Source organism: Holdemania filiformis DSM 12042 (genome assembly GCF_000157995.1).
GTDB classification, from domain to species: domain Bacteria; phylum Bacillota_I; class Bacilli_A; order Erysipelotrichales; family Erysipelotrichaceae; genus Holdemania; species Holdemania filiformis.
This window is the reverse complement of record NZ_GG657561.1, coordinates 86569-98888: the sequence shown is the minus strand read 5'-3', so window position 1 is coordinate 98888 and position 12320 is coordinate 86569. Positions and strand designations below refer to the sequence as shown.

10 protein-coding genes are annotated in these 12320 nt (G+C 53.1%); 3 read left to right on the top strand and 7 right to left on the bottom strand.

Going from position 1 to position 12320, the window contains the following annotated elements:
* Positions 1–578: 578 nt before the first annotated feature.
* Together HOLDEFILI_RS13130 and HOLDEFILI_RS13125 are read right to left on the bottom strand one after the other, a co-directional pair.
* Positions 579–2312 carry an ABC transporter ATP-binding protein gene (locus HOLDEFILI_RS13130; RefSeq protein ID WP_006060245.1) on the bottom strand — a complete coding sequence of 578 codons (1734 nt, stop codon included), beginning with the start codon at positions 2310–2312 and terminating at the stop codon, positions 579–581.
* Positions 2309–4027: an ABC transporter ATP-binding protein gene (locus HOLDEFILI_RS13125; protein ID WP_006060244.1), complete on the bottom strand. Its 1719-nt coding sequence runs from the start codon at positions 4025–4027 to the stop codon at positions 2309–2311. Before HOLDEFILI_RS13125 ends, HOLDEFILI_RS13130 begins: the two co-directional genes overlap by 4 nt.
* Positions 4028–4133: 106 nt before the next feature.
* Here HOLDEFILI_RS13125 and HOLDEFILI_RS13120 point away from each other — a divergent pair, with 106 nt between their 5' ends.
* Entirely contained in the window at positions 4134–5015 is an 882-nt protein-coding gene (locus tag HOLDEFILI_RS13120; RefSeq protein ID WP_006060243.1) for a LysR family transcriptional regulator, read from the top strand.
* On the opposite strand, the gene HOLDEFILI_RS13115 is transcribed toward HOLDEFILI_RS13120, so the two are convergent.
* Positions 4991–5884 (bottom strand): LysR family transcriptional regulator, encoded by an 894-nt coding sequence (locus HOLDEFILI_RS13115; RefSeq protein ID WP_006060242.1) that lies wholly within the window; start codon positions 5882–5884, stop codon positions 4991–4993. The two genes, HOLDEFILI_RS13120 and HOLDEFILI_RS13115, sit on opposite strands and share 25 nt — an antisense overlap.
* Positions 5885–5998: 114 nt before the next feature.
* Between HOLDEFILI_RS13115 and HOLDEFILI_RS13110 the strand changes: the two genes are divergently transcribed.
* Positions 5999–7243 carry a cation:proton antiporter gene (locus tag HOLDEFILI_RS13110; protein ID WP_006060241.1) on the top strand — a complete coding sequence of 415 codons (1245 nt, stop codon included), beginning with the start codon at positions 5999–6001 and terminating at the stop codon, positions 7241–7243.
* A 167-nt stretch (positions 7244–7410) separates the two neighbouring features.
* On the opposite strand, the gene rpsO is transcribed toward HOLDEFILI_RS13110, so the two are convergent.
* A complete protein-coding gene (gene rpsO, locus HOLDEFILI_RS13105; protein WP_039865027.1) occupies positions 7411–7677 on the bottom strand; it encodes a 30S ribosomal protein S15 in 267 nt (88 codons plus the stop codon).
* A 129-nt stretch (positions 7678–7806) separates the two neighbouring features.
* On the opposite strand from rpsO, the gene HOLDEFILI_RS13100 reads away from it, so the two are divergent.
* Positions 7807–8769 (top strand): NAD(P)-dependent oxidoreductase, encoded by a 963-nt coding sequence (locus tag HOLDEFILI_RS13100; RefSeq protein WP_279625259.1) that lies wholly within the window; start codon positions 7807–7809, stop codon positions 8767–8769.
* A gap of 73 nt (positions 8770–8842) precedes the next feature.
* Here HOLDEFILI_RS13100 and hemW read toward each other — a convergent pair whose 3' ends face one another.
* The 3 genes from hemW to lepA all read right to left on the bottom strand — a co-directional run bounded on the left by hemW (position 8843) and on the right by lepA (position 12136).
* A complete protein-coding gene (gene hemW / locus HOLDEFILI_RS13095) occupies positions 8843–9955 on the bottom strand; it encodes a radical SAM family heme chaperone HemW (protein WP_006060238.1) in 1113 nt (370 codons plus the stop codon).
* A complete protein-coding gene (locus tag HOLDEFILI_RS13090) occupies positions 9933–10205 on the bottom strand; it encodes a MazG nucleotide pyrophosphohydrolase domain-containing protein (protein ID WP_006060237.1) in 273 nt (90 codons plus the stop codon). The genes hemW and HOLDEFILI_RS13090 overlap by 23 nt, the downstream gene beginning before the upstream one ends.
* A 125-nt stretch (positions 10206–10330) precedes the next feature.
* Positions 10331–12136 (bottom strand): translation elongation factor 4, encoded by a 1806-nt coding sequence (gene lepA / locus HOLDEFILI_RS13085; protein WP_006060236.1) that lies wholly within the window; start codon positions 12134–12136, stop codon positions 10331–10333.
* Positions 12137–12320 lie beyond the last annotated feature (184 nt).

Below are 12320 nucleotides of genomic sequence, written 5' to 3'. Positions count from 1 at the left end.
TTATGAATAAAACTTAAAATGATCTTACAATTCGCGAATTTCTAAATGAAATCGCAAATCATCAGAAAGAACGCCCACTCTGCCCCATGCCCTGAATAACTATTTATGTTGATCAAAAACAACGTCTTACGGATCTTATTCACTAACTACCGCAGAAAGTAACTCCATTGTAACGCAAAAGAATTATAATTCCAACCCTGTCAATCTTAAAATTTTAACCCTTACCATTTTATTCGGATTCATTTTAATTGAATCCAAACTGTAATCTGAGACTGATCATAAAATAAGAACTCGCAGAAGACAAGAAAGCGTTGAGCGATCTCTGAAACGCTCTCCATCCGATCTCAGCGCCGGCTTGTTTCATTCGATTTAATTAAGGGAAAAGGCACGCCTAAGCCAAAATCCAGATTTCAGACTTTCCTCATCCTTAGAAACTTTTTAAACAAAAATCCCCCGGGATGCTTTATCCAGCGGGAGATCTTCTTTACTCGATTCTCAACGTGAAGTCCGACTTACAAAACGGTTCCTGCGAAAAAGCGCTCTGTGTTTTCCCGCCCCTCAGCATCGGGCCCTCCGGTTTATTCGCCCGCAAACTGACTGTTGTAGAGCTGACTGTAAAAGCCGCCCTGGTTCAACAGTTCACGGTGACTGCCCTGTTCCAGAATCTGACCGTGATTCATCACAAGAATCCGGTCGGCCTGTTCGATCGTCGACAAGCGGTGAGCGACGATGAAGCTTGTGCGGCCCTGCATCATCTGATCGAACGCCGACTGCACCAACAGTTCCGTCCGGGTATCGATCGAGCTGGTCGCTTCATCTAAAATCAGGATTTTAGGATCGCAAAGCAGCACCCGCGCGATACACAGCAGCTGTTTCTGTCCCTGCGACAACGAAACGGTTTCATCCAGCAGCGTATCATAGCCCTGCGGCAGCTGATGGATAAAGTAATCGAGATGCGCCTGCCGGGCGGCCTTCTCCACGTCCGCAAGCGAAGCGTCAGGCCGGCCGTAAGCGATGTTCTCGCGGATTGTGCCGCGGAAGATCCAGGAGTCCTGCAGCACCATGCCGAAGTTGGCGCGCAGTTCACTGCGGCTGAGCGTGCGGGTGTCCACGCCGTCCAGCCGGATCACTCCGCCGCCGATCTCGTAAAAGCGCATCAACAAGTTGATCAATGTCGTTTTGCCGCAGCCGGTCGGGCCGACGATCGCAATTTTCTGACCCGGCTTGACGCTGAGATTGAAATCCTCGATCAACGGTTCGTTTGCCTGATAACGAAAGGATACGTGCTCCAGCTGCAGCTCACCGCGGCCCTGTTTTCCTAACCCCTGATCCGCCTGATCGCTTTCCTGCGGCTGATCAAGCAGATGGAAAACCCGCTCGCAGCTGCTTAGGGAGGCCTGCAGCTCGGTAACGACACCGCTGATTTCATTAAACGGCTTGGTATATTGCGAGGCATAGCTTAAAAACGAAGTCAGCTGACCGACGCTCATGCCGCCGCCCAACGCCGTCAGGGCGCCGATGATGCCGACAGCCGCATAGGCCAGATTGTTGACGAAACGCGTGCATGGATTGGTCAGGGAAGAAATGAATTGCACCTGCGTGCCAACCTGATTAAGCCGCTGATTGATTTCATCAAAGGCCGCTTCCGAAGCTGCCTGCTGATTGTAGGCCGCAACCAGACTCTGTCCGTTGACCCGTTCCTCGGCAAATCCGGACAGTTCCCCCTTAATCCGCGCCTGCTGCTTAAACAAGCGCGAGCTGCGGGAAGCGATAAATGAAGCGACGCCTAGAGACAGCGGCGTGATGAGCACGACGGCCAGCGTGATTCCCGGATGAATTGAAAGCATAAAGCCCAGCGTACCGACAATTGTGATCACGCCGGTAAACAACTGCGTGAAGCCTTGCAGAAGACCGTCGGAGATCACGTCGATATCGTTGACCAGCGTATTCATAAAATCTCCCTGCTGCGTTTTGTCCAGCGTTGCTAGAGGCAGCGCGTGAAACTGCGCGAAGCATTGCATGCGCAGATCCCGGATCGTCCGGTAGCAGCAGGCATTGGTGCAGCAGGTCATCAACAGCTGAAAGAGCGCGGCCAGAATCACAACGGCCGACAGCGCGGCCAGTGTCTGCGTGACCCGGATAAAATCAACCTGCCCCGCTGCCACGATCGCATCGACAGCCTGGCCGATGATCACTGGCGCGCTCAGCGTCATCGCAACCTGCAGCAGCGCGAAGACCAGCGCCATTCCCAAAAGTAAGCCATAAGGTTTTACATAGCGCAGTAAGCGCCGCAATAAAGCTGACTGACTCATCGTTGATCCTCCCTCGTCTGTGAACGGACGATTTCCTGATACACCGCACAGCTGTCCAGCAATTCTTCATGCGTCCCCTGGCCGACCAGCCGGCCCTGATCCATCACCAGAATGAAATCCGCGTGCCGGATCGAGGCGATCCGCTGCGATACGATCAGCACCGCGGGACTGCCCTCAATCTTTTTTAACGACTGCCGCAGCCGGGCGTCGGTTTGATAATCAAGCGCGCTGGTGCTGTCGTCCAGCACCAACAGAGATGGCCGGCCCATGAGTGCACGGGCAATGCACAAACGCTGCCGCTGACCGCCGGAACAGTTCTTGCCTCCCTGCACCAGCAGCGTATCCAGTCCCTGCGGCATCGCTTCGACGAAATCTCTGGCCTGCGCCAACGTCAGCGCCTGCCATAACGCCGCATCATCAGCGTCTTGATTGCCCCAGCGAAGATTCTCGCGGATCGTCCCGGAAAACAGCACCGCCTTCTGCGGCACAATCCGGATCTGACGGCGCAGGTCCGCTAATGAAAGTTCCCTCAGCGGCACTCCGCCCAGCCGGATCTCGCCCGCTGTCGGATCGATCAGCCGCGGCAGAAGCTGCACGATTGTGCTTTTGCCGCAGCCCGTTCCGCCAATCAGTCCGACGGTCTGGTGCGGCTGAATTGTAAAGCTGATCTGTTCGATCGCGCTTTCCCCTTCGCTGTAGCCAAAGCTGACCTTATCCATTTCCAGCACAGCGTCCTTATCCTTTGACAGCTCCATGATTCCGCCGGTGATCGCCGGCTCTGTTTTCAAGACCGCTTCAATCCGGCCGGCCGAGGCGGCGGCTTTTGTGAAGATTACAAACAAATTGGCCAGAACGACCAAGGCCAGAAACATCTGCGTCATGTAATTGACCAGCGCAACCAGATTCCCCTGACTCAAAGCGCCGCCGTTGACTTGAAAGCTGCCGCAGTAAAGCAGCGCGACAATGCCTAAATTGATGACAATCTGCGTCGCCGGGTTAAACAAGCCGCTGATCCAGCCGACGCGCATCGACGCTTGATAGCTCGCCTGGGCAGCTTCGTCAAACCGCTGCGTTTCCAACCGTTGCCGCGAGAATGCGCGGATGACGCGCTGACCTTCGAGGTTCTCCTGCGTAATCTGCGAAATCCGGTCCAGCTGCCGCTGCACAGCCTTGAAAAAATGCGAGGAACACGTCATCAACACGCTCAAAACCAGAGCGATCACAACGATCGCCGCCAGAAAGATCAGCGCCATCGTCCGATCGATCACCATCGCCATCGTCAACGACCCCAGTACCAGAAACGGCGCTCGGATCGCCAGCCGGATCAACATCGCGACGGCCTGCTGGACCTGATTGACGTCGTTGGTTAAGCGCGTGATCAGCGACGAAGAAGAAAACTGACTGACCTGCTGGGCCGAGAATAAATTGATCTGATGATACACAGCCCGCCGCAGCTCCGTGCCCATCCCCTGCGAACACCGCGCCGCAAAATACTGACACGTCAGGGAACAGACGATGCCAACCAGTGCGAAGCCAACGATCACGCCGCCCTGGCGCAATATATAAGCCAGATCTTTCTGCGCGATGCCAACGTCGATGATCCGGGCCATCACCAACGGCACCAACAGCTCAAAAATTGCTTCCGCCAGCTTGAACAACGGACCGAACACGAGTTCTTTTTTAAAATACCGGAAATACGAAACAATCGTTTTCATACAAACTTCTTCCTTTCAGACTTCACTTATTATACCAGCGCCCTTGATATAGAAAAAATATTGGTTTACTATATAAGCTATACTTAAATCATATAGGAGGATCAAAATGGAACTGCGTCAGCTCGAATATTATGTCGCCGTTGTCGAGCATGGCAGCATCTTACAGGCCGCTTCCGCGCTGAACTTATCCCAGCCGCCGCTCAGTGTGGCAATGAAGCAGCTGGAACAGGAGCTCGGAACACCGTTGTTTTTCCGCGGAGCACGGCGGATCCAACTCACCGCGGCCGGCGAGCGCTTTTATCAGCGGGCTTTGGACATTCTCAGCCTGACGGAAGACACGCGCCGGGAGATCACCGGCTATGCCCAGGGACAGGGGGGCGTCCTGCGCTTGGGCGCGGTTTCCTCCTCCGCCGCTTCCTTATTATATCCAAGACTGTTCCGTTTCGCGGCCCAGCATCCGAAAATGCGTTATCAGATCGACGAAGGCAATACGTTTGAACAATTGAACAAACTGGCGGCAGGCCTGATTGAAGCGGCGATCGTGCGCACACCCTTTTACGACGCTTCGGTTCACGTCCTGGAGCTGGACGCCGATCCGCTGGCTGTTGTCGTCCGGCGGGAAACGGATCCATTTCCAAACGAACAGGTCACAATCCGGCAGTTAAAGGATCAGCCGCTGGTTTATTATCGACGTTTCGCGGCCCTGTTAGCGGAGGAATGCGAAAAGGAAGGCTTCACGCCTTCCCCGCTTTGTCTTAATGACGATGCCCGGACTTCGATTCAATGGGCGCAGGCCGGGCTGGGCATGGCGATCGTGCCCTATTCCTCAGCCGGCTTCATCGATCTGACGCAGATGTCCGTCAAGCCAATCGCCTGCGATCGGCTCGTCACCAAGACGTGTCTGATCTGGTCGAAAAAGCGGCCGCTTTCCGCCGCGACCGCATTGTTTCTGGATTTTCTCCGTCAGGATTCCAAGGTTGACGTATAAATCGCCTGGATATCGCGCAGGATTTCCGGATGCCGGAATTCACGGTAATACACCATGTTGATCTCGCGCACCATCGTCATGTTTTCAATCGGCAGCGTCACCAGCTTTTTCTTCTGCACCTCACTGCGGCAGGCATTTTTTGAGATGATCGTAACGCCCATGTTGGAAGCGACGAGTTCTTTGATCACAACGACGCTGTCGATCTCCATGATCACATTGAAATCATGGATGCTTAAATTCTGTGAGATCAAATGACTTTCAAACAGACTGCGGGTACCGGCGCTGGAGGAACGCAGGATGAAGTTTTCATTCCGCAGTTCGCTCAGCGATACGCTTTGCTTTTTGGCCAGCGGGTGATTGACCGAGACGGCCGCGCACAGCGAATCGGTATCCAGCAGGATGGAAGTGAAGTGCGGGGCGGTGATATTGCCTTCAATGATCGCCAGATCCGCCTCGTACATCTTGAGCTTACTATAAATATTATTTATGTTATCCGTAATAATATTAATATGAACGTTAGGATGTTCGTTGCAGTATTTTGCGAATAAATGCGGCACGATGTTGTTCTGGGCAGTCGGCGTGATGGCCAGCGTCAGGCTTTTCACCTGGCTGCGGACGTCGCTTAACGCCTGGCGCAGATTCTCGGAAAGTGCGTAAGCCCGCCGTGCATACTTAATCAGCACCTCGCCTTCCGGGGTCGGAACCAGCTGACGGCGGTTTTTATAAAAAATCTTAATGCCGAATTCCTCCTCCAGCAGTTTGATGTGATGGGTGATCGCCGGCTGCGTTAAAGCCAGCTGTTTCGCCGTTTTGGTATAATTGCCGCATTCCACTAACGCCAGCAATGTTTTAATCTTGGGATCAATCATCAGGTCATCCTCCTATTATTAAATATATTTATAATATACAAAATATTCATAATTTGATTTTATCCTCTTTGGTCCATATAATCAAGTAGGAAACGACAAGGGGGAATTCAAACGATGTTAAGTTCATTTAATTTACAGCCCAATTCTGAGCTGGGGCTGTGTCTGGCGATTATCTTGTTAAGCGGGTTTCTGTTAACCCGTGTAACAAAGCTGCTGAAGCTGCCCAATGTGACAGCTTATATTTTGACCGGCGTGCTGTTAGGTCCGTTCTGCTTCAACGTAATCCCGACGGAAATCATCAACAGCCTCGGTTTTGTCACCGACGTGGCGCTGGGCTTTATCGCTTTCGGCGTCGGCCGCTACTTTCTGTTTCATGAGTTGAAGCGCAACGGCATCAATATCCTGATCCTGACGTGCTGCGAAGCGTTGATCGCCGCGGTGGTCATCATCTTCGTGATGGTCGTGATCTTCCGCCAGCCGCTGGCCTTCGCGCTCTTACTGGGGGCGATCGGATCAGCGACCGCGCCGGCTTCCACAATCATGACGATCCGGCAGTATCAGGCCAAGGGCGATTTCGTCAATTTAATCCTGCAGGTCGTCGCTTTGGACGATGCGGTATCGATTCTTGCCTTCAGCGTCTGCGCGGCGATCGCGGAAGCGCTGGTTCAGCACTCGGCGATGAATCTGATGGTGTTTATCGAGCCGGTCTTAACCAACGGTTTAGCGGTGGCGATGGGCATCGGCTGCGGTCTGATCATGCATAAGATGATTACGGAAAAACGTTCCGACGATAACCGTCTGATCATCGCGGTATCGATGATCTTAATTATGAGCGCGCTGTGCACCGCGCTGGATGTCTCGCCGCTGTTGTGCTGCATGGCAATGGGCGCGGCCTATCTGAATTTATCCAAGGACATCCAGCTGTTCGATCAGGTCAGCAGCTTCACCCCGCCGATCATGACAATCTTCTTCGTCGTCAGCGGCATGAATCTGAATATTCCGGCACTGCGTTATGTCGGCTTGATCGGTCTGGGGTTCTTCTTCTTCCGCATTGTCGGCAAGCTGATCGGTTCGTGGATCGGTTGTACCCTGATCCAGGCGCCGGCCGCAACGCGAAATAATTTCGGCCTGGCACTGGTGCCGTCAGCCGGCGTCGCGATCGGCTTAGCGGCCCTGGGCCAGCGGATCTTGCCTGGCGAATATGGAACGTTGTTGTCCACGGTCATCCTGTCAACGGCGATCCTGTATGAAATCATCGGTCCGCTGTGTGCGAAGACCTCGCTAATCTTATCCGGATCCATTCCCAAAGAAAATCTGCATCCTGCCCATCACAAGCATTCTCATCAGGCCGCGGTCTGACTCTCTTAACCAGAAAAGAGTGGCAACGTCTGGGGTTATCCCCTTCGCTGCCACTCCTTTTCTTTTGTCTCCCATTCAGCTATTCTTCCACGGAAAATACCGGCTTCGCAAACGAACCATGCCAGAAAGCATAAAAAAACAGCGTGGTGAAACGCTGTCTTTCATCCTTACTTTCTCAGGCCTAAGCGCTGAATCAGATCACGGTAACGGTTGATATCCGTGTCGCGCAGATAAGCTAAGAACTTTCTTCTGCGGCCGACCATCATCATCAGACCCCGTGTGGAATGGTAATCCTTCTTGTGTTCCTTTAAATGTTCTGTCAGGCGGTTGATCTGCGCTGTCAGAACGGCAACCTGAACCTCAACGGAACCGGTATCGCCTTCAAAACGAGCATAATCTTTAATGATCGCGGTCTTTTCTGCTTTACTTAACATGTGTTTTCCTCCTATATCGTTAAGACCTGATGGACCGAGCGTGCCGACGGAGTCATCGTGCATCCCAGTTCAACAGCGTGTTAATCATAGCATAAACCGCCCCCGCTTGACAAGTCTTATTTTCATTCAATCCGGCTTTACGAAGCGGTTTACAGGTTAATCCGCCCTGCTGAGCAGCGACAGCGGCGCTTGTGTTTTGCCCCCGAGAGAAGGTATAATAGGACAAGAGGTGATACGATGAGTAAAATTGCATGGATCGGAACCGGGGTCATGGGTAAATCCATGGTTTCCCATTTATTGAATCAGGGCGACGAAGTTACAGTCTACAACCGGACGGCGGCCAAAGCGGAAGCGTTAAAGGAAAAAGGCGCGCAGGTCGCTTATACTGTCGCCGACGCCGTCAAGGACGCAGACTTGATTTTCACAATCGTCGGTTTCCCGAAAGACGTCGAAGAAGTTTACGCTGAAATCTTCAAAGCAGCCAAGCCGGGAGCCCTTGCGGTCGATATGACGACGTCCTCCCCTTCGCTGGCGGTGAAGCTTCATCAACAGGGAAAAGAGCATCAGATCCGCGTATTGGATGCGCCGGTTTCCGGCGGGGACAGCGGCGCGGCGGCGGGCACATTGTCGATCATGGTCGGCGGTGAGGAAGCAGATTTTAACGCCTGCCTGCCGTATTTCAACAAGATGGGCAAATCCGTGCTGTGGATGGGACCGGCAGGCTGCGGCCAGCATACCAAGATGGCGAATCAAATCGCAATCGCCGGTACGGTCAGCGCGGTGGCGGAAGCGATCGTCTATGCCAAGGCGAACGGCCTGGATCCGGAAAAACTGCTTGGCGCCATCAGCAAGGGTGCGGCCGGCAGCTGGCAGATGAGCAACAACGGTGTCAAGATGCTACAGGAAGATTATAATCCAGGCTTCTTCATCAAGCATTTCATCAAGGATATGCGGCTGGCTAAGGAAGCGGCAACAGCGCAGAACGTGGAACTGCCGGTGCTGGAGATCGTACTTTCCATGTATGAACAGATGCAGGATGCGGGCGAGGGCGATCTGGGCACCCAGGCCATCATCAAGCATTACGAAAAATAGCTTCTTTTTACCTTCGGATGTTTCCGGAGGTTTTTTTAATGGATCGTTTTGACCTCAATGGAAAAGAAGTTTCTTAATCCAGAAACTCCTCCAGTACCGTATTTAATAACGCCATGCCGGCTTCGGTCGGTGCCAGGCGATCCTCCGTCATTCTGAGCCAGCCCTGCCGGATCCCTTTCTGCACCGCATCCGGATAGACCTCGCTCAGCGGCAACCCGAACTTCTGTTCAAAGTCAGCCAGCGACACCCCCCGGGCTGTGCGCAGATTCATCATCACCCTTTCAAACATTTGATCCCGCCGCGACAGTTCGATCGTTTCCCCGATCCAGTGTCCTTTAAAATATTCCTGAAAATTGCGTGTATTGTCATAACGAAAAGAACTCAGCTTCCCGCTGGCGCCCAGCCCGACGCCGTAAAAATCATCATAGTTCCAATAATGCAGATTATGCCGCGACGCATAGCCCGGCTTCGCAAAATTGGATATTTCATAATGTTGATAGCCGGCCTCGGTTAAAACCCGGACCGCTTCAAAATACATGCTGGCTTCGGTATCCTCGTCCAATGGCCGCTGACCCGTCCGGCCGAATTCGCTGTGTTCCTCAATCGTCAGCGCATACAGCGAGCAATGCGGAATGTTCAGCGACAGGACGTCCTGGAGTGTTTTTTCCCATTGTGTCCTCGTCTGATGCGGAAGGCTGTAAATCAAATCGCAGGAAATATTCGTCAAGCCGGCCTGCTGAAGCAGCCGCACTGCCTGACGCGCCTGAGCGAACGTATGCCGCCGGCCGATCTGCTTCAGAATTTCATCGTCGCAGGATTGCAGGCCGAGCGATATCCGGTTGATTCCGCCGTTCAACAAAATTTCGATCAGTTCCGCATTGATCGCTTCCGGATTGGCTTCGATCGTGACCTCTGCCGCCCCTTGCAGATAAGGCTGAAGCAAGTCCAGCAGCCGCCACAGCTGATCGGGCGATAAAGCGGTCGGCGTCCCCCCGCCGATGTAAACTGTTTCCATGCCTTGGCAGGGCACCCGTTCTTCCAGTTCCCTGGCCAGCTGCTTCAAATACTGATCAGCCAGTCCGGTATGGTAGCGCACGCGGGTGAAATCACAGTACGCACAGATTCCCTGACAGAATGGAATGTGAACATACAGCGCGCGGTTCTCAAAGGTAGCGGCGGCGCACATCGGCAAACTTCTCCCGGATGACTTCCTCGGCGTCCCATCCTTGATCGATGCAGATCGACATCGCATACATCAAAACATCGGCGACCTCGCTTTTCACCGCGTCCCAGTCCGGTGTTTCTTCGGTTTGAATAAAGCATTCCAGCAGCTCCCCGGCTTCGGCAAAGACCGACTTGGCTAAAATCGCCGGTGTGTCGGTTTGATCCCAGCCGCAGTCGATCCGCAGCTGTTGGATTTCATCTGATATTGCCATAACTTACCCCTGACCTTTCTTCGCTCATTCCTATTTTTAAACCCATCCATCAAAAAACAGGCAGGGCGCTGAAACCTGTGAAAGGATGATCCAATCGCTGAGGTTCGCCTGCCGCCGGCCTGTTTTTATTTATCGTCGTCCATCGACAGGACAGCCATGAACGCTTCCTGCGGAATTTCTACGGATCCGACCGCCTTCATCCGCTTTTTGCCTTCCTTCTGTTTTTCCAGCAGCTTCTTCTTTCGTGAAATATCGCCGCCGTAACACTTGGCCAGAACGTTTTTGCGGAGCGACTTGATATTGGTCCGCGCGATAATCTTCCCATTCACTGCCGCCTGCACCGGAATTTCAAACTGCTGCTTCGGGATCAGTTCCTTCAGCTTCACAGTAATGGAATTGCCGCGGGCATAAGCGAAATCGCGGTGCACGATGATCGATAAGGCATCGATCAATTCGCCGTTGAGCAGAATGTCCATCTTGACCAGATCACTCTTTTTGTATTCGCTGATTTCATAGTCCAGCGACGCATAGCCTTTCGTACAGCTTTTCAGCTTATCAAAGAAATCAAACACGATTTCGCCTAATGGAATTTCATATTCCAGCGTATTGCGGTTCGCGTCGATGTAATGCATGTCTTTATAGATTCCGCGCTTGTTCTGACACAGCTCCATAACCGCACCGATGTATTCGTTGGGCACCATGATATTCGCAGTGACATACGGTTCTTCCAGCCGTTCAATCCGCTGGACTTCCGGCAGATGCGCCGGGTTGTCGATCTTGACCATCGAGCCGTCAGTCAGGTAGCAATGATAGATAACGCTGGGCGCCGTCGCGATCAGCGACAGGTTGTACTCCCGTTCCAGCCGTTCCTGAACGACGTCCATGTGCAGCAGGCCGAGAAAGCCGCAGCGGAAGCCGAAGCCCAGAGCTTGGGACGTTTCCGCCTCAAACTGCAGCGAAGCATCGTTCAGCTTGAGCTTTTCAAGCGCGTCGCGCAGATCGTTATATTTCGCGGAATCGGTCGGATACAGACCGCAGTAAACCATCGGATTCATCTTCCGGTAGCCCGGCAGCGCTTCGTTTGCCGGATTGTCCGCCTTCGTGACGGTCGCGCCGACGCTGACGTCCTGCACGGATTTGATGCTCGCCGCAAACCAGCCGACTTCGCCGCACTCCAAAGCGTCAAGCTTGACTTCCTTCGGATTGCGCACGCCGCATTCCAGCACTTCATATTCAGCCTGATTATTCATGAAACGGATTTTATCGCCGACCTGAATCCGGCCGTCCTTGACGCGGACAAAGACGATAACACCGCGATAGGAGTCATAGACCGAATCAAACACCAGCGCTTTTAACGGCGCTTGCGGATCGCCGGCAGGCGCCGGAATCTTCTTCACGACTTCCTCCAGCACATCCTGGACATTGAGTCCGGTCTTCGCTGAAATCAACGGTGCTTCCGTACAATCCAGCCCGATGACGCTTTCAATTTCTTCCTTGACGACCTCCGGCTGCGCGCTCGGCAAATCAATTTTATTGATGACCGGCACGATCTCCAAATCGTTGTCCAGCGCTAAATAGACATTCGCCAGCGTCTGCGCCTCAATTCCCTGCGCTGCGTCCACGACCAGCACCGCGCCTTCGCACGCCGCCAGTGAACGTGAAACCTCATACGTAAAATCGACGTGCCCCGGGGTGTCGATCAGATGGAATATGTATTCCTCGCCATCTTTTGCTTTATATTTCAGCTGAACCGCGTTCAGTTTGATCGTAATGCCGCGTTCCCGTTCCAGATCCAGAGAATCCAGGATCTGATCAACCATTTCCCGATGCTGAACGGTTTCCGTCATTTCCAGAATCCGGTCCGCCAATGTGGATTTGCCATGGTCGATGTGGGCAATGATCGAAAAGTTCCTGATCTTCGACTGATCCATTGTCCTTCCTCCTTAAACTTCTGTCCTATTATATCAAAAGCCGACCTCAAAGAAAAGCAGAACCGCGCCTCTGTCGCCGGGAAACAAGCCTGAATAGACGATTTTCGGTCTGTTTTCTTCATCGTCTGCAAGCTTATTGTCTGCTTGGCTCCGTCAGGGACACTCCCATTAAAATACACAAGAA

Bases quoted from the DNA above. Each gene is read 5' to 3' on its own strand.
- lepA (WP_006060236.1), bottom strand. From the start codon at position 12,136: ATGGATCAGTCGAAGATCAGGAACTTTTCGATCATTGCCCACATCGAC.
- HOLDEFILI_RS13130 (WP_006060245.1), bottom strand. From the start codon at position 2,312: ATGAGTCAGTCAGCTTTATTGCGGCGCTTACTGCGCTATGTAAAACCT.
- HOLDEFILI_RS13125 (WP_006060244.1), bottom strand. From the start codon at position 4,027: ATGAAAACGATTGTTTCGTATTTCCGGTATTTTAAAAAAGAACTCGTG.
- HOLDEFILI_RS13115 (WP_006060242.1), bottom strand. From the start codon at position 5,884: ATGATTGATCCCAAGATTAAAACATTGCTGGCGTTAGTGGAATGCGGC.
- HOLDEFILI_RS13110 (WP_006060241.1), top strand. From the start codon at position 5,999: ATGTTAAGTTCATTTAATTTACAGCCCAATTCTGAGCTGGGGCTGTGT.
- rpsO (WP_039865027.1), bottom strand. From the start codon at position 7,677: ATGTTAAGTAAAGCAGAAAAGACCGCGATCATTAAAGATTATGCTCGT.
- hemW (WP_006060238.1), bottom strand. From the start codon at position 9,955: ATGTGCGCCGCCGCTACCTTTGAGAACCGCGCGCTGTATGTTCACATT.
- HOLDEFILI_RS13090 (WP_006060237.1), bottom strand. From the start codon at position 10,205: ATGGCAATATCAGATGAAATCCAACAGCTGCGGATCGACTGCGGCTGG.
- HOLDEFILI_RS13120 (WP_006060243.1), top strand. From the start codon at position 4,134: ATGGAACTGCGTCAGCTCGAATATTATGTCGCCGTTGTCGAGCATGGC.